General features: G+C 72.6%; 20 protein-coding genes. 7 read left to right on the top strand and 13 right to left on the bottom strand.

Going from position 1 to position 22943, the window contains the following annotated elements; genetic code table 11:
• Positions 1 to 61 precede the first annotated feature (61 nt).
• From HS99_RS27840 to HS99_RS27860, 5 genes are all read right to left on the bottom strand, one after another.
• Positions 62 to 985, bottom strand: a complete 924-nt coding sequence (locus HS99_RS27840; protein ID WP_046385938.1) for a hypothetical protein — start codon at positions 983 to 985, stop codon at positions 62 to 64.
• Between the two features lie 725 nt (positions 986 to 1710).
• The gene (locus tag HS99_RS27845) at positions 1711 to 2208 is read right to left on the bottom strand and encodes a hypothetical protein (RefSeq protein WP_030557736.1); all 498 of its coding nucleotides are present in this window, start codon (positions 2206 to 2208) and stop codon (positions 1711 to 1713) included.
• A 466-nt stretch (positions 2209 to 2674) separates the two neighbouring features.
• The gene (locus HS99_RS27850) at positions 2675 to 3130 is read right to left on the bottom strand and encodes a GlcG/HbpS family heme-binding protein (protein ID WP_030557735.1); all 456 of its coding nucleotides are present in this window, start codon (positions 3128 to 3130) and stop codon (positions 2675 to 2677) included.
• A gap of 56 nt (positions 3131 to 3186) precedes the next feature.
• Entirely contained in the window at positions 3187 to 3507 is a 321-nt protein-coding gene (locus HS99_RS27855) for an NIPSNAP family protein (RefSeq protein ID WP_030557734.1), read from the bottom strand.
• A gap of 29 nt (positions 3508 to 3536) precedes the next feature.
• Complete coding sequence (locus HS99_RS27860; protein ID WP_030557732.1) at positions 3537 to 4505, bottom strand: NADP-dependent oxidoreductase; 969 nt, start codon at positions 4503 to 4505, stop codon at positions 3537 to 3539.
• A 139-nt stretch (positions 4506 to 4644) separates the two neighbouring features.
• On the opposite strand from HS99_RS27860, the gene HS99_RS27865 reads away from it, so the two are divergent.
• Together HS99_RS27865 and HS99_RS27870 are read left to right on the top strand one after the other, a co-directional pair.
• A complete protein-coding gene (locus tag HS99_RS27865) occupies positions 4645 to 5022 on the top strand; it encodes a winged helix-turn-helix transcriptional regulator (RefSeq protein ID WP_030557731.1) in 378 nt (125 codons plus the stop codon).
• A gap of 323 nt (positions 5023 to 5345) precedes the next feature.
• The gene (locus tag HS99_RS27870) at positions 5346 to 6041 is read left to right on the top strand and encodes an alpha/beta fold hydrolase (RefSeq protein WP_030557730.1); all 696 of its coding nucleotides are present in this window, start codon (positions 5346 to 5348) and stop codon (positions 6039 to 6041) included.
• 214 nt (positions 6042 to 6255) lie between these two features.
• Here the strand turns inward: HS99_RS27870 and HS99_RS27875 are convergent, their stop codons facing one another.
• A complete protein-coding gene (locus HS99_RS27875) occupies positions 6256 to 7164 on the bottom strand; it encodes a LysR family transcriptional regulator (RefSeq protein ID WP_030557729.1) in 909 nt (302 codons plus the stop codon).
• Positions 7165 to 7301: 137 nt separating this feature from the next.
• Here HS99_RS27875 and HS99_RS27880 point away from each other — a divergent pair, with 137 nt between their 5' ends.
• The 3 genes from HS99_RS27880 to HS99_RS27890 all read left to right on the top strand — a co-directional run bounded on the left by HS99_RS27880 (position 7302) and on the right by HS99_RS27890 (position 10111).
• Positions 7302 to 8120: an inositol monophosphatase family protein gene (locus HS99_RS27880; protein WP_030557728.1), complete on the top strand. Its 819-nt coding sequence runs from the start codon at positions 7302 to 7304 to the stop codon at positions 8118 to 8120.
• Between the two features lie 46 nt (positions 8121 to 8166).
• Positions 8167 to 8763, top strand: coding sequence for an NADPH-dependent F420 reductase (locus HS99_RS27885; RefSeq protein WP_030557727.1), 597 nt, complete (start codon positions 8167 to 8169; stop codon positions 8761 to 8763).
• Between the two features lie 325 nt (positions 8764 to 9088).
• Positions 9089 to 10111 (top strand): YihY/virulence factor BrkB family protein, encoded by a 1023-nt coding sequence (locus HS99_RS27890; RefSeq protein ID WP_046385939.1) that lies wholly within the window; start codon positions 9089 to 9091, stop codon positions 10109 to 10111.
• Positions 10112 to 10383: 272 nt separating this feature from the next.
• Here HS99_RS27890 and HS99_RS27895 read toward each other — a convergent pair whose 3' ends face one another.
• The 3 genes from HS99_RS27895 to HS99_RS27905 form a co-directional block, all read right to left on the bottom strand.
• The gene (locus tag HS99_RS27895) at positions 10384 to 11115 is read right to left on the bottom strand and encodes a DUF11 domain-containing protein (protein ID WP_157846601.1); all 732 of its coding nucleotides are present in this window, start codon (positions 11113 to 11115) and stop codon (positions 10384 to 10386) included.
• A 192-nt stretch (positions 11116 to 11307) separates the two neighbouring features.
• A complete protein-coding gene (locus HS99_RS27900; RefSeq protein ID WP_030557722.1) occupies positions 11308 to 12333 on the bottom strand; it encodes a hypothetical protein in 1026 nt (341 codons plus the stop codon).
• A gap of 4 nt (positions 12334 to 12337) precedes the next feature.
• Entirely contained in the window at positions 12338 to 12964 is a 627-nt protein-coding gene (locus HS99_RS27905; protein ID WP_198429386.1) for a hypothetical protein, read from the bottom strand.
• Between the two features lie 400 nt (positions 12965 to 13364).
• On the opposite strand from HS99_RS27905, the gene HS99_RS27910 reads away from it, so the two are divergent.
• Complete coding sequence (locus tag HS99_RS27910; RefSeq protein WP_030557719.1) at positions 13365 to 14120, top strand: hypothetical protein; 756 nt, start codon at positions 13365 to 13367, stop codon at positions 14118 to 14120.
• A 223-nt stretch (positions 14121 to 14343) separates the two neighbouring features.
• Here HS99_RS27910 and HS99_RS27915 read toward each other — a convergent pair whose 3' ends face one another.
• From HS99_RS27915 to HS99_RS27930, 4 genes are all read right to left on the bottom strand, one after another.
• Positions 14344 to 16527 carry an alpha/beta fold hydrolase gene (locus HS99_RS27915; protein WP_046387352.1) on the bottom strand — a complete coding sequence of 728 codons (2184 nt, stop codon included), beginning with the start codon at positions 16525 to 16527 and terminating at the stop codon, positions 14344 to 14346.
• A 15-nt stretch (positions 16528 to 16542) separates the two neighbouring features.
• A complete protein-coding gene (locus tag HS99_RS27920; protein ID WP_030557716.1) occupies positions 16543 to 18327 on the bottom strand; it encodes an N-acetylglutaminylglutamine amidotransferase in 1785 nt (594 codons plus the stop codon).
• A 6-nt stretch (positions 18328 to 18333) separates the two neighbouring features.
• On the bottom strand, positions 18334 to 19644 hold the full coding sequence (locus HS99_RS27925) for a carboxylate-amine ligase (RefSeq protein ID WP_063737943.1): 1311 nt from the start codon (positions 19642 to 19644) through the stop codon (positions 18334 to 18336).
• A 378-nt stretch (positions 19645 to 20022) separates the two neighbouring features.
• Positions 20023 to 20718 (bottom strand): LuxR C-terminal-related transcriptional regulator, encoded by a 696-nt coding sequence (locus HS99_RS27930; RefSeq protein ID WP_370863306.1) that lies wholly within the window; start codon positions 20716 to 20718, stop codon positions 20023 to 20025.
• Positions 20719 to 21527: 809 nt separating this feature from the next.
• On the opposite strand from HS99_RS27930, the gene HS99_RS27935 reads away from it, so the two are divergent.
• The gene (locus HS99_RS27935) at positions 21528 to 22931 is read left to right on the top strand and encodes a glycosyltransferase (protein ID WP_030598399.1); all 1404 of its coding nucleotides are present in this window, start codon (positions 21528 to 21530) and stop codon (positions 22929 to 22931) included.
• Positions 22932 to 22943: the final 12 nt, after the last annotated feature.

Below are 22943 nucleotides of genomic sequence, written 5' to 3' on the forward strand. Positions count from 1 at the left end.
CACGACGGACGCCCGCGGGTTCGGGACCCGCGGGCGTCCTGGGTACCTCAGCGGTGCCGCGTCAGCGGCGGGCGCCCCGACGGCGGGCGATCACCAGCGCGCCTCCGCCGACGGCGAGCAGCGCGGCGCCACCAGCGCCGTAGACGATCATCTGGCTGCTGTTGCCACCCGTGCTGGCCAGGGTGCTGTCCGGCGTGGTCGAGACCGGATTGGCGGTCGGCTTGCCGACCGGGCCGGTCGTGTCCGCCGGGGCGGACGGCGCCGGCACGGCCGGGGTGGTCGACGGGGTGCCGCTGGACGGCGTCCCGGTGGTGGCCGGCCCCGACGGCTTGGCGGTGGTGGAGGGCGAGGCGGTGGCGGTGGCCGAAGGCGTCGTCGTGGCGGTGGGCGTCCCGGTCGGGTGCGGGGTCGCGGTGGCCGTGGGCGACGCCGAGGAGGTCGGCACCGGGACGGTCGGCGTGCCGGTCGGGGTCGGCACGCAGGCCTTGCCGCCGTTCCAGGCCGAGATCAGGTTGTCCGAGTAGACGCCGTCCGGGTACCTCGGCGCGGGGTTGGCGACGCCGTCGAACTTCTTGTCGCCGTTGTACAGGTCGATCTGGCCGTAGCACTTCGGCAGGTGGGCGGAGACGTCCAGGGTCGCCTGGCGGTTCCCGCTGCGCAGCGTCGTGGTCGCCCAGCCGAGGAAGGTCTGCTTGCCCGAGGTGGCCCAGGTCGGCCCCTCGGTGTCGTAGGAGGCCAGCGAGATCCGGTAGTCGCAGCCCTCCACGACGTCGCCGGCCAGGCGGACCTGGATGACGCCGTGCGGCTGGGACATCCGGCCGTCGGAGATCCAGCCCTTGCCGCCGTCGACGGAGAACTGGACGCCGACGGTGCCGCACCCGTGCTCGGCCTGGGCCTGGGCGGCGCCGGCGGTGAGCAGCGGAGCGCCGACGGCTATGCCGAGGGCGGCGAGGGCCGGAAGGCTCCGGCGCAGGAGTTGGTGCACGAGGAAGCTCCCTAGGGGTTGTACACGGTTCGGGTGGGACTCGCCGCTCGCCTGGTGGCGATCCGGACGGGCCGTCACCGGAACTGAGCGGACGTGAAACCGTGACCGTACCCGATGGCCCGGCAGCCCCGGGCCCCAGGTGTCAGCAGTTACCGCCGCAGCCCGACAGGTGGACGCCGAGCCGCGAACAAGGTCGGCCGCCGGGATCAGGCGAGACCGCGCTGTTCCGGGGCGTCTTCTCCAAGGACTCCCCGAAGCTGGGCCGGCCGAGGCTTCGGCTGATGACCGGACTTGCCCGCGGCCGGACCGAGCGCGACGTCGGCGGCCTGGACGGAACGCCCGGGCCGTTGGTGCCCGGCAGAGCGGCCGTTCCAGAGATGCGGTATTCGGGGCGGTCCCCGCAGCGTCGCCCGCGCGGGCGGCGTCGGGGGAAGTGGATTCGCGCTGTTCTGCCCGGCGGCGGCCTCCAGCCCCGCTGCCCCCACCGGTACGTCCCGTGCCCCGTCCTGGGGTTGCCGTCGAGGCAACCGGACCGTGGCGACCGATGTGCCGTCAGTTCGACACCGCCGGGCGCAGCCTGACCGCCGTGGCCTCCCCCGAGGCGGCACGTCACCTCCTGGACGGTCGGCCTGACGGCCCCCACCCACACCCCGTCCCCGCACGGGGACGGCGCCCGGGGCGGCGGCGAGACGGCATGGTGGGCGGCCGCGGTCGGAGCCCGGCCGTCAGGACAGCGGGCCGGCCAGCAGCCCGGCGGCCAGGTCGTGCAGTTCGGCCACCAATTCCTTCGTCAGCCCGCCGCGGTGCTCCTGTTGGTCCTCCGCGCGGTACAGCCATCCGCGGACCGGCCACAGTGGCGAGCCGGGGTCATCGGCGGAGCACAGCTCAAAGCCGATCCGCTCGGCCGCTGCCAGCGGATCGAGACGGCCGTCCACCAGGTCCCTGAGGCAGTACCGGGCAAGCGCCAGGTCGCGGCCCTCAAGGGTGGTGGGCAGCCGCAGCGCAGGCCAGAGTTCCTGCTCCACCTCGGCCAGCAGCCGGCGCGTCTCCAGGACCTCCCCGTCGGACAGCACGCCGAGCTCCCACAGACTCGGGGTGTCCGCCCCGCCGGCCAGCGCCGCCCAGGCAGCCTCCACCGCCTGGGCGACCGACTCCGGACAACCGTCGGTACGTCGCTCCAGCAGCACCCGGCGCAACGGCTCCAGCGCCTCGTCCAACTCCATCGCGCGAGCGTAACCACCCACTGCAGCCCGGAGCGACACGTTTTGATCCGACGGCAGCCGGCGCCCTGCGCCGGCACGGCATCGCCGCACACCCTCGCGGCAGCCTCCACCCCCCCCCGGCCACCGACCAGGATCCCCACCGACCACTGGACCCGCACCTTCCTCCCCGCCTGGCGCCACGGCCTCCTCGACTGCATCACGATGCCGGGTCCGCCGACGATGACCAGTTCGCCGGGTCGGCCACCAGGGCGGCCAACTCGCCCTGCGTCCGCGCCGAAAGGGCGCTCTCCGCTCCGGCGTCGAGCTCCTCCGAGGTGCCGGCCGTCACCGCCGGCGAGCCGTAGGGCGTCTACGGCGCGGTCACGATCCCGTGTGACGCCCGCAGTTCGGGCAGATCCCTCGACCGGGCGGCCACGCTAGCGAAGCAGAAGCAGGGGTCTTCCGTCGTGGGCACGGGAGAACCCGCTCAGGCCACGATCGCAGTCTGCAGCTCGAACCCGAGGGCGGTCAGGGCCTCCTCGGCGGCCTGCTGGTCCTGCTCGTAGCTGCCGCCGGAGATACCGAGTCCCCCGAGGCACCGGCCGTTCTCGACGATCGGGTAGCCGCCGCCGACCGCCATCAGGCGCGGGTGTGCGGCGAGCGGCGAGAGCCGCGGGTTGGCGAGGTGGTCGTTCCACGTGTGGGTGGGGGTCTGGAAGGAGGCCGCGGTCCAGGCCTTGTCGAGCGCGACCTCGGCCGTGAGGAAGAGCGCGTCGTCGGCGCGGTCGAACGCCTTCAGGTGTCCGCCCGGGTCGGTGACGGCGACGGCGGCCGTGAAACCGATCCGGGCAGCGGCGGTGTGCACCGCCGCGATGAGCGCGCCGGCGGCTGCTCGGGTGATCGTGGAGGCGGGGGCTGACTTCTGGAGGATGTCAGTGCTCATGGGAGGTTTCCTCAGGGACTGGGCGGTGTTGGTGACGCTGCGACGGCCGGGGCCGGTCACCGCAGCGGTGAGGCCGGGGTGGGGATCACGCGGGTGACGACGGACTTCTCCGGAATCAGAAGGCCGTGGACGACCGGACCGATCTCGTTCTTCCAGCGGTCGTGCTGGTAGACCGCCGCGTACAGGGCCTCGCTCTGGGCCTCGTCCTCGAAGCGGCGGATCCAGACGTAGCCGTCCTCGTCCTGGGCGTCGACGAAGGAGGCGGTCACGTCCATGCCCAGCGAGGCCTGGAACGGGATGACCACGTCCTCCATGTAGCACACCCACTCCTCGCGGCGTCCGGCCCGGACCTGGTAGCGGCGGATCTCGTAGTACACGGCCTGCTCCGAACTTCTTGTGGTGATGGTCAGTTGGTAACGGTCAGGACGAGCTTGCCGCGGGTGCGGCCGGCCTCGCCGCGGGCGTGGGCCGTACCGGCCTGCTCCAGTGGGAAGGTCTCCTCCACCTCGACAGCGACCTCGCCGGCGTCGATCAGGCCGGCGATCGCGGCCAGCGCCGTACCGTCCGGCTCCACCAGGAACGGGGTCACCCGCACGCCCGTCGCCTCAGCCGCCTGCGCCAGCTCCGCGGAGACGCCGGCCGGGATCGCGACCAGCAGGCCGCCGGGGCGCAGGACCTTCAGCGAGCGGGTGCTGGTCTGGTCGTGGGCGTCGCCCACGAGGTCGATGACGACGTCGACGCCCGCGACGGCGTCCTCGAAGCGGGTCGTGGTGTAGTCGATGCTCTCGCCGGCGCCGAGTTCCTTGAGCCAGGGGTGGCGGGCGGCGCTGGCGGTGGCGATCACGTGGGCGCCCAGGTGGCGGGCGAACTGGACCGCGAAGTGGCCGACGCCACCGGCGGCGGCGGTGATCAGGACACGCTGGCCGGCCTGCACCTGGGCGGTGTCGACCACGGCCTGCCAGGCCGTCAGCGCGGCCAGGGGTACGGCAGCGGCGTGCACGTGGTCGATGGTGGCCGGCTTGCGGGCCCACTGGCGGGCCGGGGCGGTCACGTACTCGGCGTAGGCATTGGCGACGCGCGGGAACCACGGCATTCCGTACACCTCGTCGCCGGCCTTCAGCGTGGTCACACCGAAGCCGACCTCCTCCACCACACCGGACACGTCCCAGCCGAGGGTGAACGGCGGCTCGCCCAGCAGGCCGGCCATGCCGGTGCCGCCGCGGGTCTTCCAGTCCACCGGGTTGATCCCGGCCGCGTGCACCCGCACCAGCACCTCGGTCGGCAGCGGCACCGGGCGCGGCACCCGCTCGATCCGCAGCACCTCCGGCCCGCCGAAACCGTCCTGGACCACCGCGCGCATCATGTTTGCGGACATGCGTCATCTCCTGAAAGAGCACTCTGCGGAGGGCCGTCGGCGGCCCTCCCTCGACGTCGGCGACGCTATCCCCGTGGGTATGGTTACCTTCAAGGTCTAGTACTTCCCATCGGGAAGTAACCTGGTGAGGATGGTGATCATGACGACCACATGCCCCAGCGGCCAGCACTCGCACCACGACGTCTACGCCGCCCAGTGCCCCTGCCGCGCCCTGCTGGACCTGCTCGCCAACAAATGGTCCGCCCTCGCCATCGGCGCCCTCGAAGACGGCCCCCAGCGCTTCGGCGAACTCCAGCGCAAGCTCCAGGGCGTCAGCCCCAAGGTGCTGACCCAGACCCTGCGCCGCCTGGAGGACTTCGGCATCCTCGACCGCACCGTCTACCCCGCCGTCCCGCTGCACGTCGAGTACTCCCTCACCGCGCTCGGCCGGAGCGCCGCGATCCCGCTCAACGCACTCCGCTCATGGGTCGAGGACAACATCGACCACGCCTACCGGCCGGAGCCGGTCGCGCCCTGAGGCCGTCACCTCCGTGCGCCAGAGCAGCGCCTCTCGTGCGGACCTTGCCCGAGGACCTGCGGGACACCAGCACGGTCCTCGGCGCTTCGGTGCCGACTCGGGAGCACGACGGCCCGGGCCCCGCGTGTGTGAGTACCCGGGCGTCGTCCCCGCCGGCTGTCGGAACGGGCAGTCCGTCAGCGGATGGCCCGGTGCCTCGGCCGAGGACCGCACATGAGATGGCTCGGACCGCAAATGCCGTGAATGGTCCTCGGGTCCCTGCCGCGACGGCGGCCACTCCTATGGTTGGTCGAAAGGCAGCCAAGGCGGTCCTGGAGGCAGCGGTGAGGGTCGTGTTCGTGCACGGGGCGTGCGTGCGGGACGGGTCGTGGTGGTGGCATCGCACTGCCGAGTTGCTGCGGGAGCGAGGGATGCGGAGCGTGGCGCCGGCGCTGCCGAGCTGTGGTGAGGCGGGCCTTCCCGGGGGCCGCGGCGGTCCGGGGCTTGCCGAGGACGTCGCGGCGGTGCGGCAGGTGCTGCTGGACGGCGATGAACCCACTGTTGTGGTCGCCCACAGCTACGGTGGCATCATCACTGCGGAAGCCGCCGCGGGCGTCGGGGCGGTCCGCCACCTGGTGCTGATCTCCAGCTACCTGCCCGAGGTCGGGCAGAGCCTGTCGGACTTCGGGGACGGCAGCCCCGCCCCGTTCCTCGACGTCGACTCCGACGCCGGCACCTTCGGGGTTCGCTCCGGGCTACTCGTGGACACCTTCCTGCAGGACTGCGACCCCGAGATCCAGGCGCAGGCGGCGGACCACCTCGCCCGGCAGAGCGTGCAGGTGACCGGGCAGCCGGTCCGGGCGGCCGCATGGCATCAGGTGCCCTCGACCTACCTCGTCTGCGCCCAGGACCGGGGCACCCCGCCACGCCTGCAGCGCGAGTTCGCCCGCCGAGCCAGCAGCGTTGTCGAACTCGACGCCGGCCACCACCCGTTCCTGTCCCAGCCCGACACAGTCCGGGACCTGCTGCTGAGCCTGTGATTGGCAGCGACAAGATCGTTCACAGGGAGGACGGCGTAGTCGCCGCAGTGCGGGGGGCTGCTCACCGAGGGAACTGTGCGGTGGGACAGCGCCGTCAGCGGCGTCACCCCCCCTGGCGGACGGCACCTGTCGGCTGCTCTTCGGTGACGGCACCGCTGAGGACTTCGACCTGGTGGTCGGTGCCGACGGCGCCTGCACGGCCGCCCGGCGCCGACTACGACGACGCTCCACCCATGGCCAGCGCGGTTCGCGCCAGCCCGCGCAGCCAGGCGTGGGCGGGATCGGTGTCGTAGCGCTGATGCCACGACAGGTATACCGGTGCCGACGGCAGTTCGAGTGGCAGGGGGAGCACGACCAGGCCGAGGTCGGCGACGGCGGAGCGCGTGGTGGCTTCGGGGACGCTGATCAGGAGATCGGAGCCGCGCGCGAACTCCAGAGCGGCCGCTTCCGTGGGCGCGCTCGCCACCACGCGGCGGGTGAGGCCGAGCCGGGCGAGGGCGTCGTCGACGACATTGCCGAGGTTTCCACGTCGCGAGACGGTGACGTGCTCAGCGGCGGCGTACCGCTCTACGGTGACGGTCCGGCGGCGGGTGAGGGGGTGTCCCTGCCTCACGACGATGACGAGGCGGGTCTCGCCCACGTTCTCGGCACGGATGTCCGGTGCGCTCGGCCGGTTGGCGTTCGCCTCCAGATCGACCTCGGCGCGCCGCAGCTCGGGGGTGTCGATGCTCGATTCCGCGACGAAGCGCAATCGCACGCCCGGCGCTTCCTCATGCACGGCCGAGAGCAGTGCGGGGCCGCTCAAGGCAACCAGGGAATCGTGCCAGCGGAGTGTGAAGGTGCGCTCCAACGTTGCCAGATCGAGTTCACGGCTCGGCGCCAGCACTCCTTGGACCTGGTGCAGCAGCTCGTGCACCCGTTCCCGGACGGCGATCGCGTACGGCGTCGGGGTCATTGTCCGGCCGGTGCGCACCAGGATCTGGTCCCCGGTGGTGCGCCGGATCCGGCCCAGGCTCCGGCTCATCGCGGGGGCGGTGACATGCAGGCGCGCGGCCGCCCCGGCCACACTGCCCTCCTCCAGCAGCGCGTCGAGCGCGGCCAGCAGATTCAAATCCAATTGCATGTGAGTAATCCTAGGCGTGCTTTACATGCATTTGAAGTTAATCAACGGGCTGGATACCTTCGAGACCAGCGCACCGAACAGAGCGCACACTTCAGCCCGAACGGCCCCAACGCCCTTTACTCACAATGGAGTTCATCATGCCCGAAACGCCTCGGACCACTGACGTCGCCACCTCCGACGCGGACCTGCTGGACCAGACCGCGATCGCCGTGCGCGCGGCCGGCTCCGCGCTTCGCGAGCGCTTCGGCGAGGTGGTCCGCTACCAGAGCCGTGAAGAACTGCTGCACGCGCTCGCCGTCAACGACGAGACGGCCCTCGACATCCTGGGCCCCCGCCTCACACGCCTGCGCCCGGACGCCGGCTGGGTGGAGGACGAACTGGACCGCGGGGCGCTGCCGCCCGGCGAGTGGTGGGTCGTGGATCCGGCCGAGGGCAACGTCAACCACCTGCACGCCCTGCCGGAGTGGGCGGTGACCGCCACCCTCGTACGTGAGAACCAGCCGGTGCTCACCGCGGTCCACCTGCCGCTGACCGGCGAGACCTACACCGCGCTCGCCGGCGGGGGCGCCCACCTCGACGGCCGACCGCTGCGCGTCTCCCCCACCGCGGACCTCGGCCTGAGCATCGTGGCCACCAGCCAGGCCCGCCCCGACGAGGACGAGAAGGTCGTGCGGCGCGTCGGCTCCTCGATCACCGCGATGCTCTTCGACGCGCTCGTCGTCCGCACGGCCGTGCCCGCGACCCTGCACCTGACCAACGTGGCCGCCGGCCGGATCGACGCCTTCTGGCAGTTCGCCGGTGCCCGCGCGGACCTGTTGCCCGGGGCGCTGCTCGTCACCGAGGCCGGCGGACAGGTCTCCGACGCCCAGGGCCGCCCCTGGACCCCGCAGAGCGAGAGCTTCCTGGCCGCCGCGCCCGGTGTCCACGCCACGGCCGTCGCCACGCTCTCCCGCTGACCGCGCACCACAAGCCACCCGCACTCACGAAAAGGACCACCTCGCCATGACCACGATCGCAGTCCTCGGAAACGGCCGTGTCGGCGGCAACCTGGCCACAGCCCTCACCCGGGCAGGGCATGAGCTGACCGTGGCGGACCGCGCGCCGGGCGCCGCCGCCGACGCCGCCCGGGCAGCCCGGATCGTCATCAACGCCACCCCGGGAGCCGGCTCGCTGGAGCGGCTCGCCGCCCTGCGCGAGGAACTGCGCGACAAGATCCTCGTCGACGTCTCCAACGCCACCACCGACGGACCGGACGGACTGCCCGCCGGCCTGATCTACCCCGGCTCGAGCCTCGCCGAGCAACTCCAGGACGCGCTCCCCGAAACCCGCGTCGTCAAGACCCTCAACACCATGCTCTTCCCGGTGATGACCGCGCCGGCCACTCTCACCCAGGCGCCAACCGCGTTCCTCTCCGGCGACGACCCGCAGGCCAAGCAGACCGTCGGTGAACTGCTCACCGACCTCGGCTGGCGCAAGGAGTGGATCACTGATCTCGGCCGGATCCAGACCGCCCGCGCCACGGAGGCCGCGATCCTCTTCGTCCCGCACGTCATCCGGTCCAGCGGATTCGCGCCCTTCGCGATCTCGATCGCCCGCTGACCCGTACCCCATGCACCGCCCCCGGCGGGCCCGCATCCAGACCTGGCACGACAGCGCGGCCAGGACCGGCGATCCAGCGACGGACGGCGACCCATGGCCACCCTTCCCGGGGCCCTCGGTCTCGCACCGAGGTCGTCGGCGCGGAAGTCGTCACCGCGCTGCACGAGACCGGCTACGGCTCCCGCGACTTCGCCGTGCGCGTGCCGAGGGCAACCGCTGGTCCTTCGGACCCACCTCGGGCAGCATCGTTGCGGCGCCGCGCAGCGAGGCCGGAGCTCTTTCCGGCAGGGCGCGTGGAGCGGGAGACGGTGGGAACACGCCCACCATGGGATGGTTCCGAAGAGCACACGGCGAACATGACGGTGGGCCTGTCCGCGGCCCGCAGGAGGCCACGGACCAGGGCCCGGACGCACCGACGCAGGTACCGGGCCGGGGCTGGCTCGGAGTGCTCAGGCGCACGTGGCGGGAGTTCCTCGACGACGAGTTGTCGGACCGGGCCGCCGCGCTGACGTACTACGGCGTGCTGGCGACGTTCCCGGCGCTGCTGGTGCTGGTGTCGGTGCTCGGCCTGCTCGGCACCTCCGCCACCCATGCGGTCCTGGACAACCTGCAACAGCTCGCGCCCGGGCCGGCACGCGACATCCTGCACACCGCGGTCACCCAGCTGCAGGCCAGCCGCGGCACCGGCGGGGTGCTGGCGGTGGTGGGCCTGGCCGGCTCCCTGTGGTCGGCGTCCGGATACATCGCGGCGTTCATCCGCGCGGGCAACGTCGTGTACGACATCCGCGAGGGCCGGCCGATGTGGAAGACCACACCACTGCGGGTCGGCCTGACCCTGCTGATGATGATCCTCCTGACGGCCAGCGCGGTGATCGTGGTGTTCACCGGCCCGCTGGCCCAGCGCGCCGGTGACGTGATCGGTCTGGGGCACACCGCCGTAACCGTGTGGTCGATCGCGAAGTGGCCGGTGCTGGTGGCGCTGGTGTCGCTCATGATCGCAGTGCTGTACTGGGCCGCGCCGAACGTGCGAGGCCGCGGCTTTCGCTGGGTCTCCCCGGGCAGCGTGCTGGCAGTGCTGCTGTGGCTGCTCCTGTCCGGCGGGTTCGCCGCGTACGTGGCCAATTTCGGCTCCTACAACAAGACGTACGGCACGCTCGCCGGGGTGATCGTGTTCCTGGTGTGGCTGTGGCTGTCCAACCTGGCGATCCTGCTCGGGCTGGAGTTCGACGCCGAGCTCGCCCGCGAGCGCGCCATCGAGGGCGGCATGCCACCCGGCGAGGAGCCGTACGTGCCGCCGCGCGACACCCGCACATGGCCGGACGACGAGCACGGCGACGGCCGAGACTGACCTCCTCTGCGGGGGCGCAGCGGGTGGAGGACTTCAAGGCCGCCGTGTCAGGACGTCCATCGACTCGGCCATCGACAAGCCGCCCACTTCTTCTCCGCTCACCCGGACACCACCGGTCCGGGTGAGCGGAGGCCGAGCCGGCCCCGGGGTGCTGCGGACCGGCACCGGGGGGCTGTCTCGTGCGACAGTCCCGTGCTCCCGGGCCGTGCCCACCCCGCGAGGCGGCCCCGTGCCCCCGTGCCCCTCACAGGTCGGGGTCCGGGCGCCGGTAGTCAGTGGTCGTGGCGATCGCAGTGGTCATGGTGCCCGTCGTGGCCGCCGCCGCTGTCACCGTCGTACCCGCTGCCGCCGTCACCGTCGTGCTCGTGGTGCTTGTTGATCGCGGTGGGGTCGGTGGCGGTGTGGGTGGTGGTGTCACCGCCTCCGGTGACGGTGGCCGTGTTGGTGACCTGTGCGGGGGCGTCGCAGGCGACGTCGGCCTTCAGGATGACGGGCGGGTAGCTGTGCCCGGCAGGCAGGACGTCGCTGCGGGTACAGGTGAGGCTGGCCAGGATGCAGTTCCATCCGCTGCCGGTGATCCTCTCGGCGCGGAGACCCGCGGGAAGGACGTCGTGGACGGTGACCGCGGTGCCATCGGTCGGGCCGGCCGCGGTGGCGTTGCCCACGGTGATGGTGTAGACGCCGTCCTCGCCCCGGACGAAGGTGTGCACGTGGCTCTTGGCGATGGTCAGGGAGGGTGGGACCGGAACGACCGTGAAGGCGAGACCGGTACTGCCGGTGCCGGCGGCGGCGCGGTCGGCGGTGGCGGTGCCACCGGGTCGGGTGAGTCCGGTGGTGATGCCGGTGCCGATCGCCGGCACCATGCCGTCGTTGACCTGGGCGACGGAGGCGCCCTGAACCGTGGCGGTCCAGGCTGCGGCCAGCACGACCGCCAGGACGGCCACCCCGGCCATCATGACCGACCCCGCCCTGCGGGCCCGCGCCCTCAACCACGACCCGAACATGCCGCCCGTACCTTCCGTGCCGCGGCTTGCTCCAGCCCGCCCTCTCCCGTGCCTGAACACCGACATCTCCGTTTCCAAACCGCCGACAACACGCCATGGGTACTCACCGGGACATGAATGTCCCTCACTGCTTCGGAAGCGGGCCCGCGCATATGGTCAGCCCGCTGCGGGGGCGGGGCCCGATCGGAGTGGTCACCGGCGGCGCCGGCGGAACGCGGAGAGCAGGACGCACAGAGCGGCGAGGGCGAGGGCCGAGAGCCCGGCGACCACAGGGGCGGGGAAGCGCCCCTGCTGGGCGGCCGACGCGGCGACTTCTCCGACGCTGCCCGGAGTCGTCGGGAAGGTGGTGGTGGCACGCATGGTGTGCTCGACCAGGCCGCTCCTGAGCGTGAGTTCCACGGTCCACGGGCCCGGCAGCCGTTCGTCCAACGGGACGACCGCCTCCGCGACGTCGCCCGGAGCCAGTGTGGTGCCCGGCTCGACCGGGAACGGTCCAGCGCGCCGTCCGCCCGGCCCGTGGACGAGGGAGAGCGCCCCGCTGATGTCCAGGGCGCGGCTGCCCGTGTTGTGGATCCGGGCGCGAGCCTCCTCCCGCCCGTCGCCGGCTCGCGCCGGAGAGAGCCGCTCGATCCTGAAGTCCGAGGGTGGCTCACCCCCGGGACCGACGTCGACGTACATGCGGACGCCCACCCGGCCCTGGAACGTCAGAGTGTGCGAGCGGTCCGTGGGGGTCTCCGTCTGCGCCCAGATGACGCCGTACCGCTCCCCGGCGGCGGCGTCCCCGGGCACCCGGATGGTGGTGCGAACCTGCGCCGTTTCGGAGGCTGCCAGCTCGAGGTCCGCCGTGTCGAACGACGTCCAGCCGGTCAGCTCGTTGGACGTGCGCTGCGGCGCGAAGGTGTACTTGCCGTTCGCGATGGTGGCCGCCGCGGCGTAGACGCTGACGTGCATCGGCGCGGACGACTTGTTGGTGACCTCCACCCGCCGCTCGATGGTCGCGCCGGGCGCGACGTGGTCGACGATGTAGGCCTGCGCCCTGGGATCGGCACGGCGGCTCTCCGGAGCGTCGAGCAGCTTGACACCGATGGTCCTGCCCGCAACCGGGTCCTGCGGGGAGGACACCCCGGGCGCCCCGTGCCCCGCTGCCGGCATCACCCCGGCCGCCTGGACGAAGGCCAGCACCAGCAGCAGGACCCCGTACCGGCGTGCCCCCTTCATTCCATCAGGCAACGGACTGGGTCAGCGTTCCGGTGTAGGTCCCGCCGACGGCACCGGCGGGCACGTTGACGGAGATCGTCGGGTCCCAGCTCGCGGTGTTGTCTCCGACACCGGCGGTCCCGGTGAGCACCGTCTGCGCGGTGTTGCTCAGCGTCACGTTCGTGGGAGTGACGGTGATGGTACCGGTCGTCGTCACCGACCCGACCGTGTAGGTGGCGTTGGTGGCGGGAATCGTCGCCGTACCGTTCACGAAGTCCGTCTCCGCCGCGGTCACCGTCCAGGAGGCCGACAGGAGGGCGCGATCGTCGGTGACGGTGCAGGGGCCGATCGGCGCGCTGATGACGGTACCGGGCGCTCCCGAACCGAGGTTGGCACTGGCCGGTACCGTCAGCGTCAGTGCGCCGGACGTGACGGTGAACGTCTCCGTCGTGCTGGGGTCGCCCGCGGCGCCGGCAGGGCCCGGCTGGACCACGACGAGAGCAGCGGCTGCGGCCGCGACAGCGAGGATTCGTGAACGCACAACAACTCCCGAAGTAGCAGCCCGCCTGCGAACACGCTGGTCGACAGCGGACATGTCGGTTGACGTTGCGTCAGACAAGCGGGCGCGGCCCGTTTCCGCAAGCCGACGCACGCGGCACTCCGCCACACGAATGACCACATTTCAGCTGAGCGGTTTGCCCGGCCACCTCGCCGGCGCCCTCGGATCGCCTGGCCGCGACGACGGGGGACGGCAACCCGCGGTCGAACGCCACGACGTACGGTGGCGCGGTGCTGCGCCTACCGGCGGGTCAGGTGCTCCCCGCGCGAACGCGTGCGGCGCAGCGGTGGCGAACGGCCCGTCGACGGTCATCTCGCCTGTCCCGTCAGCGAGTTGACCGCGTCGGCGTGGTGCGCGCGGGTCCGTCCGGCGTCGATGACGCTCCTGCGGTCCCAACGTACTTTCCGCGCGGCCGCGTTCGCGCGCGACGTAGCCGATCTGGCTGTGGGCGCCCGCCCTTGAGCGGCGGCAACGGTGGTGCTTCACTGTGTGGATGACCGGCGAGACGGAGATGACGGAGCTGTTCGGCGCGGTGCTCAGCAGGCACCGGGTGAACACCGGTGCACGGTGGCAGAACGCCATGTGGGCACTGCTGCTGGCGGTGCCCACCGGCTGGCTCGGGCTGTGGGCGCTGTTCAGCGCGGACGACGGCCGCTCGGGCGGCGGCCGGGCGATCGGTCTGGTGATCGGCCTGTCCCTCGGCGCGCTCTTCGTCGCCGTGACGCAGGCCTGGCGCGCGGTGCGGGGCGGACCGGGCGAGTACTTCGAGGTCCACGAGCGCGGCCTCGTCCACGGCTCGCGGCGCGGCGTGCGGGGCTGGGAGTGGAGCCAGGTCGTCTCGATCACGATCCCCGGCACCCCGAGGATCCACGGCCTCGCCCGTCGGCTGGGCAACGACTACCGCTGCCGCCTCGTCCTCGACGGCGGCACACGCCTGCACATCGACGGGCACACCCCCGGGGCGTCCGGCCTGGGCCGCGCGGTGCTGGCGCACAGCCCCCACGCGCGGCGGCTGCAGGGGGACGAGTGGCAGGACCGGGCCGGCGGCTGGTTCCTGGCCGGAGCGGTGGTCTTCCTGGCCGTGGGCGTCTCCCTGGTCTCCTACCTCGTCAGCCACGCCGACGAGGACGCTCAGAACGTCAGCGAAGGCGTGACCATGGCGGTCGGCCTGGGACTGCCGGTGTGCGCGGTCGGCGCGATCACCTGCATCGTGCTGTACGTCCGCCACCGGATGTACCGCCCCCGCTGAACACCCGCGTTCTCGAAGTCGGGCTGTCAGCCGCGGATTCCACCGGCCCGACGACCGAGAGGTGAACCGGGTACGACCCGGCCGGTGCGTGCGGCCGCTCCCCGCCACCGGGCTTGGGCACGGCCAGGTCGGTCATGGCCTGACGGTACGTCGGCCGTGCGCGATGGCGCGGATCGGTGTGCGACCACATACCTCCTGCCCGACCCGCGGGACCGCGCACCGCTCAGTCGGCAAGGTGGCGTTCGATCCAGGCGGCCGCGGTACGGCGGAACAGGACCCGGTTTCGGGTGTTCCTGAACTCGTGGCCCTCGTTGGGCAGCACCAGCAGTTCGGCGGGGATCCCCCGCTGGCGGGCCGCCAGGACCATCTGCTCGGACTCGCCCGGCGGCACGTTGGTGTCGTGCTCACCGTGAACGGCCAGCAGCGGCACCCGGAGGGCGTCGATCCGGCTCATCGGGGAGAGCGCGTGCAGGAGGTCCCGGTCGCGTTCGGGATGGCCGTACTTGGCGGCGGCCGATCGGGCGATCCACGGCTCGGTGCCGGCGAAGAACGTCAGGAAGTCCGACATGCCGCACACGGAGACACCGGTGCGGAACAGCTCCGGATGCCAGACCAGGGAAGCCAGCGTGAGGTAGCCGCCGTAGGAGTGGCCCATCACGGCCAGCCGGCGGGGGTCGGCGAGTCCGAGGGCGACCACGTGCGCCGCGCAGTCCGCGACGTCGTCGATCGCCGCGAACCGCCCGGCGCCGAGGTCGGCGTTGACGAAGGAGCGGCCCGCGCCCAGCGAGCCGCGCACGTCGGGTGCGAAGACGTCCAGGCCGTGGCCCAGCAGCTCGTGGTAGAGCGGATCGAAGACCGGTCGCTCCTGCTGCTCCGGCCCGCCGTGCAGATGGACGACGCACGGCGCGTGCAGGTCGGGGCCGCCGCCGGGTGCGCGGTAGTACCAGCCGCCCAACTCCAGCCCGTCACGGGCCCGCACGCGCAGGTGCTCGGGCCGCTGCGGCGGCGGGCGGCCGGGTGCGACGGCGTCCTCGTCCCGCGAGGACCACGGTGTGCGGACGGGCGACCCGCCGTCGGCCGCGTGCCAGACGCCGGGGCGGCGGACCGAACCGGAGACGGCCAGCGCCAAGCCCACCGGGCCCGCCGGGCTGATCCGGGTCACCACCTCGTGCGGCAGGGGCAGCGGACGCGGGGCGGGTTCGGGCGGTGAGCCGTCCACCTCCGCCCCGATGCCGGCGCCGGTCCGGCGCCGCCGCGAGGCGGGCAGGGAGACGACCTCCAGCTCGCTGCGGCCACGCACGTTCCAGGCCAGCACGGCGCTCCGGCCGTCGTCCCGGACGGACAGCAACTCCAGGTCGACGCAGTCCCGTTGGGCGATCACCTGACGATGTCGGCAGTGGCCGTCCGGCCCGAGCTCGGCGGTGACCAGGGCCGCGAACTCACGGTCGGCGTCGCTGCGCAGATAGAGCGTCCGGCCGTCTGGCGAGAACCGGCCGATCCAGGGGTCCCCGTCGGCCACCGGCACGGTGCAGGCCGTCTCGCCGCTGTCGGTCCGCAGCACCACGGCCTCGCGCCGGCCGCGCGGCCCTCGCAGCAGCAGCACGAGCCGGCCGTCCGAGGTGGTGTCGCACACCCGCAGGGTGGCGCCCGCCGGTTCGGTGGCGAGGAGTTCTGGGGGCCGCACGCCGCTCGGATCGGCCAGGTAGGCGGCCAGGCCCCCGCCGGTGAGATGCGGCTCGGGGGCGATTTCGTAGGGGGCCGGCCTCGGCGGACGCAACACCGTCGGTACCGCCCCCGGCAGGCCGGTGTCCAGCAGCACCGTCCCGACCTCGCCGTGGTGGGCGCCGCCGAGCAGCACGGCGCGCCCGTCGCGGCTGATCCACTCGCCCGGGGGGACTTCCTGGTAGGGCTCGGCGGGTGCGGTGGTGCCGGGCTCGGTGGCGGACAGGCCGACCAGCGGGTCCGTCGTGGTGATGGCGATGGCCGAACCGTCCCGGGTCCAGCGACCGAGGTAGGCGGTGCTGCCCGCCAACGCACCGGCCAGGATCCGGCGGTCGCCGCCGTCCGGCCGGACGCAGAGCACCCGGGTGTGCTCGCCCCCGCCGGGGGCGGTGGTGTAGGCGATCCAGCGGCCGTCCGGGGACCACGAGACCTCGATGACCGGGTCGGTGCCGGTGTCGAGCAGGTGCACGTCGTCGCCGTCGGCCGCTCCGGTCCACAACTGCGGTACGCCGCCGCGGTTGCAGATGAAGGCCACCCGCCCGCCGGTGGGGTCCGCCGACGGGTACCAGCACCCGTGGGCGGTCACCGGGCTGTGGCCCTCCCGGGTGTCGTGGGCGTCCGGGAGGACCACGGCCTGGGGGGCCGCCGGCGGCGGGGCCACGGGATCGGAGCGCTGGTCCACCACGGTTACGCCTCCCGTTCAGTTGATCCCGTGGGACTGCAGCCACATCTCCAGCAGGGCCACCTGCCACAGCGCGTTCGCCCCGCGCGCCGTGCGGTGGGCGTCCGGTGCGGCGAGCAGCCCGGCCAGATAGGCCTCCTGGAAGATCCCCCGGGCCCGGGCCTCGGGGGCCGACAGGACCTGCTCGATCCGGCCCAGCACCGGCGGAGCCATCCGGCGGATCGCCGGCACCGGGAAGTAGCCCTTGGGCCGGTCGATGACCTCGGGGGGCAGGAGCTTGCGGGCGGCGTCCTTGAGGACTCCCTTGCCGCCGTGGGCGAGCTTGAACTGCGGCGGGCAGGCGGCGGCCAGCTCGACCAGTTCGTGGTCCAGGAACGGCACGCGTGCCTCCAGCCCCCAGTCCATGGTCATGTTGTCGACCCGCTTGACCGGATCGTCGACCATCAGCACGTGGGTGTCCAACCGGATGGCGGCGTCCAGGGCGGTCTCCGCCCCTGGGGGTGCCATGTTCGCCCGCACCAGTTCGCCGGAGGCGTCGTGGTCGACCAGCACCTCCGGCTGGAGCATCCGCCCCAGCTCGGCGTGCGACCGGTCGAAGAACACCTTGGCGAAGGTCTCGGGCTCCCGTTCGCGCGGCACGGCCGCCAGGGCGGGGTGCCAGCGGTATCCGGCGAACACCTCGTCGGCGCCCTGCCCGCTCTGCACGACGCTGACGTGTTTGGAGACCTCTTCCGACAGCAGGTGGAAGGCGACCACGTCATGGCTGACCATGGGCTCGCTCATGGCGGCCACCGCCCGGTCCAGCGCCCCCCGGACCCGGTCCGAGGGGACCATGATCTGGTGGTGGTCGGTGGCGAACTCCCGGGCCACCAGGTCCGAGTAGGCGAACTCGTCGCCCTGCTCGCCGCGTTCCGCCTCGAACCCCACACTGAAGGTGGCCTGGTCGTCCTGGCCGGCTTCGGCGAGCAGCGCCACGATCAGGCTGGAGTCCAGGCCACCGGAGAGCAGCACCCCGATCGGTACGTCCGCCACCGTGCGGCGGCGGACGGCGGTGCGCAGGGCGTCGAGCACGGCATCGCGCCAGTCGGCGGCGTCCATGCCCGCGTGCTCCGGCCGACGGCTGTAGGACGGCTGCCAGTAGCACTCGTCGTGCTGCCCGCCGTCCGGCTCCACGACCCGCACGGTGGCGGGCGGAAGCTTGCGGACGCCGCTGAGCACGGTGCGCGGCGCCGCCACCGTCCCGTGCAGGGTCAGGTACTGGTGCAGTGCGGCCGGGTCGATGGAGGTGTCCACCCCGCCGCCCGCGAGCAGGGCGGGCAGCGAGGAGGCGAAGCGCAGCCGGCCCGGCCGCCGCGCCAGGTAGAGGGGTTTGATCCCGAGGCGGTCGCGGCCGAGCACCAGCCGACCGGTGTCCGCCTCGGCCACGGCGAAGGCGAACATGCCGAACAGTCGTCGCACACAGGCCGTGCCCCACTGCCGGTACGCCTTGAGCAGCACCTCGGTGTCGGAGGTGGAGAAGAAGCGGTGACCGAGGTCCTCCAACTCCTGCCGCAGCGCCCGGTAGTTGTAGACGCAGCCGTTGAAGACGACGGTGAGGCCGCTCTCCGGGTCGGTCATCGGCTGGGCGCCGCGCTCCGACAGGTCGATGATCTTCAGACGGCGATGGCCGAGCGCCATGGCGCCCTGCGACCACAATCCGCGGCCGTCGGGCCCGCGGGCCGCCAGCCGGTCGGTCATGCGCTCCACGGCGGCCAGGTCGGGACGCCCGCCGTCGAAACGGATCTCTCCGCTCAGCCCGCACATGCCGCCTCACCTCCGTTCGAGCGGCGCCGGGAGGACGGTGGCGGTCGTCGGGTCGCCGTTGCCCGCGTACGACTGGCCGTCCGCGGCCGGCGTCCGGTCCGTCCGGCCGCGGATCCGGCTCGTGCGGCGCAGCAGTGCGCCGGATCGGTGCGCCGCGAGCCGAGCGGCCCGGGTCCTCCGGCAGCGCGCGGACAGGCTCCTGCCGTCGATCCGCGCGCGGGGGCCGATCACGGCCGGGTTCGCCCGGGTCCGGGCGATCAGGAAGTCGACGGCCGCGGTCAAGCCGCCGTCGGCGGCGACCCGCCGGAGCCGGTGAGCGACATCGCCCAGCCCCAGCGTCTGCTCGGCCAGTGCGGAGACGGTCTCCCAGTCGCCGAACTCCTCCAGGGCCGGCCGCAACCGCGCCAGCAGCGACCGGACCACGGCGCAGGCAGGCCGCTCCAGGCCGGTGACCGGATCGACCAGTCGGCCGTCCAGCCCGGAGCGGGCGGCCCGCCAGGTCATGGCGCGCAGCCAGGGCTGGAGGGAGTGCGGACAGCCGCTGAACCGCCGCACCGTCTCGCAGGCGTCGACCACCAGCGCGCGGAACAGCCCCGCGATCATCACTGCCGTTTCCACCCGGGGGCAGGCGTCGCACACCCGCAGCTCCAGGGTCGGCTGGTGCGCGGAGGGCCGGATGTCGTAGTAGACCATCCCGGCGTCGGTGATCACCCCGGAGCGGATCAACCGGGCCACGGCCGCGTCGTAGGCCGCTGCCGAACCGAAGCAGCCGGCCGGACCGCTGGTGGGCCAGCGCTGCCACAGCATGGTGCGCCAACTGGCGTAGCCCGTGTCCGCGCCGAGGCAGAAGGGTGAGCTGGCGGACAGCGCCAGCAGGGTCGGCAGCCAGGGCGAGACGAGGCACATCGCGCGGACGGCCGTGTCGCGGTCGGGCACGTCCACGTGGAACTGCACGCCGCAGATCAGCTGCTCGTCGGCCACGGTGCGGTACTCCTCGGCCATGCGCAGGTACCGCGGGTCCGGAGTGACGTCCACCGACCCCATCCGGGCGAGCGGCGCCGTGCCGGCTGCGACCACGGCCAGGCCCAGCGGGGCGGCCGCGTCGACCAGCGTGCGCCGGGACCGGGCCAGGTCGGCGTGGAGGGAGTCCAGCGAGGTGTGCACACCGCTGTTGGTCTCGACGGCCGACTGGAGGAACTCGGTCGTGAAGCCGCGGTCCGGTAAGCCGTCCAGCACCTCGTGAGCCCGTGCCGCCAGCATTCGGGTCTCCACATCGACGATGTGGAACTCCTCCTCGACTCCCATCGGCACGGTCATCGGGCACCTCCGAACGGGTTCGACGGCACGGCGTCCACTGGAGCGCCGCGTCTCGGGCGGCCGCCCTGCACGGTCGTCCGCCCCCGAACACCCAACCTCCCACGCCCGTCCCGGAACCGCATCAGGACCCGGCCCGTGGACGTGTTCGTCCGGTCGGCTCCGGGCCTTCCGCGGGGCGGGGCCGGGTGAATCGGAGGAGCATCCACGGGTGGGGGGCGTCTGCGGGGTGCTGCGCCGCCGGTGGGGGACGTCCGCGGCCTGCTGGGCCGCCGGTGGGCGACGCGCGGTGCGGCCGTGGTGCCGGACGAGGTTTCCGGTGTGCGGAAGAGCCTCTCCGGGCTGGGGCGGTCGGCCTGCCTGCGCGAACGGCAGCCGCGGCTACTTCACGAAGCTCTCGACCACCTTGGGCGGCCAGACACCGACCTTGAGGACGCCCATGGAGTACGCCCGGGAGACCAGCGCGGCGCGGTTCGGGACCCGCAACTTCCGCAGCAGGCAGGTGACGTGGTACTCGACCCCCTGGCGGCTCAGGTAGAGCCGGGCGGCCAGCGGGACGGTGGATATCCCCGCCGCTATGCCCTCGAGGATCCTGGCGTCGACGTCGCTCAGCAGCTTCTTCCGGCCCGCCACCACCTCGGACCCGCCCTGCTCCGGACGACCGTCCGGCATCATGACCAGGATCGAGGACTCGTCGGGCAGGCCGCCGCGCACCATGACGGCGGTGAGCGGCACCGTGAAGGTCTCGTCCCCCGGACCGACCGCGATGACGTCGGTGGCGAAGCGGTCGCGCCGGCCCTCGATCAGCCCGGAGAACTGGCGCAGCAGCGGCTGCTGGACGCTCGGGTGGACGAGCTCGCTGAAGGTCCGGCCGCAGAGGTCGGCCGAGGAGCGGCCGAACTGCCAGAAGAAGGCCTCGTTGGCCTGGCGGATGGTGAGGGCCCGGTCGAGCTGGGCCATGGTCAGGCCGGCCTGACCGACCGACTGCTGGTGCCGCGCCGCCGCGCCGCCGACTTGATCCCGCTCGGGTGTGACGGTCCGGGCGGAATTCGGCTGGACAGACTGAGAAATCACCACGGAAAGTCCGTTCCCTTCGAGGCGAAAGTGCGGATGGATAAGTGTTCGAACTACCCGGGTCTTCGTACGGGTGACCCGCATCCGCACATGGAACTGTGCGCGAAATCCAGGAATCGGCCGGGTTACCGGCCGGCCACGACAGGCGCGACACCGGTCGGGCCCCGGCCTGGGACAGGTCGGGCTGGGACGGACCGCCGCCCCTCCACAGGGCGGTAATGGTCGGTGAAGTCGGTTTCTCCGCAGCTCAGAGCTGCAGGTACAGGTGTCGTCAGCCCCGGCGGACCGGTTTCACGACAGGGGACCGCCGCCCACCGGATCTCCCGAAGCGCGCCCGCCGGACTCCCGGCACCGTCCCCCCGGACGCCGGACCGACGACTGATGCCGGAATTCCCCCTGCGAACGACACGTACTCCTGCACCTCCGAAGCGCAGACGGACCCGATATTCCGAGGCGGCCCCGGAGAGCGAACCACTAAAGCGGCTGACCGGGCATCAGCGTACCCGGCCAGTTCTGAGCAAGAATATATGGGACACGTCAAGAAGTGGGCAAGCAACCGAACGATCCCGGTCCGGAACGGAGGCGATCCGGCCAGCGGTCGCATCTGCGTTCGAACCGTTGAACCCGTCGGGGGAATTGCTCGTGGCAGGCGCCGGAGTCCTCGCCCTCGCCCGCCGCCCAAAACGGGACACAAGCGGATGATCAACCCCCGCTCCCGGCCGGGCCCGGTCAGAACTAAGGAATTCCCGGAACCGGGCATGGGACCAAGGTGGGGTGCAGACCCAGCCGCCACCCCGCCCCGAGGGAGTCCGATGAGCACCCCGCCCCGGCCGAGCGCCGCGCGCCGGCCGATCCTGTTTGTCAGCCTTCCGGAGAGCGGCCTGCTCAACCCCCTGCTGGTGCTGGCCGGTGAGCTGGCCCGGCGGGGCGTGCCCGACCTGTGGTTCGCCACGGACGAACCGCGGCGCGCCGAGGTGACGGCCCTCGCCGACCGGTCGGCGGTGGAGTTCGCCTCCCTCGGCGACGTGTTCTCCGAGCTGTCGGCGGTCAGCTGGAGCGACGACGTGTACCGCCAGGTGACCCAGGAATCGCGGTTCAAGGCGCACCGCGCGGTGATCCGCCAGTCCTACCGGCCCGACCTCCAGGCCGAGAAGTTCCGCCGGCTCGCCGCCGTGGTGGACAAGTGCGACCCGGCCCTGATGGTGATCGACTGCGTCAGCTCCTTCGCCGTCGACCTGGCGCTGGCCCGGGGAATCCCCTTCGTGCTGAGCGTCCCGTTCCTGCCGAGCAACGTGCTGACCTCGCACAGCCCGTTCGGGCCGTCCTACACGCCGAAGGACTTCCCCGTCCCGCACTCGGGCCTGCCCTACCCGATGTCCGCCGGCCAGCGGCTGCGCAACCGGCTCTTCAAGCTCCGCACGCTCGCGCTCTTCCTCAACCCGGCGATGGGCAGGGTGCTCTCCGAGGACGCCCGGCTGCGCAAGGAGCTGGGCCTGCCAAAGCCCAGCCCGATGACCCGGATCGACCGCGCGGAGCTGGTGCTCTGCAACTCCGTACCGGAGCTGGACTACCCGTTCGAACTGCCCGAGAAGGTACGGCTGGTCGGGGCGATGGTGCCGCCACTGCCGGAGTCCTCGCCGGCCGACGACGGCAGCGGCGTGATGGACTGGCTGGATGCCCAGTCCTCCGTGGTCTACATGGGCTTCGGCACCATCACCCGGCTGACCGCGCCACAGGTCCGGGACCTGGTGGAGGTGGCCCGCCGGCTGGACGGCCGGCACCAGGTGCTGTGGCGGCTGCCCGCCGAGCAGCAGCACCTGCTTCCGCCGAGCGCCGAACTGCCCGGCAACCTCCGGGTGGAGAGCTGGCTGCCGTCCCAGCTGGACGTGCTCGCCCACCCCAAGGTCGACGTGTTCTTCACCCACGGCGGCGGCAACGGCTTCCACGAGGGCGTGTACTTCGGGAAGCCGCTGGTGGTCCGGCCGCTCTGGGTGGACTGCTACGACCAGGCGGTGCGCGGGCGGGACTTCGGGATCAGCCTGACCCTGGACCGGCCGCGCGACTTCGACCCCGCCGACGTCGTGGACAAGCTCACCCGGGTGCTCGGCGACCGCTCCTTCCGGGAGCGGGCCGAGAGCATCGGCAGCGCGCAGCGCACGGCGGGCGGCCGGGCCGCCGCGGCCGACCTGCTGCTCGGGCTGCCCGCCCTCGCCTGACCGCCCCGCCCG

It is taken from the genome of Kitasatospora aureofaciens (genome assembly GCF_001188955.3).
GTDB lineage: Bacteria > Actinomycetota > Actinomycetes > Streptomycetales > Streptomycetaceae > Kitasatospora > Kitasatospora aureofaciens.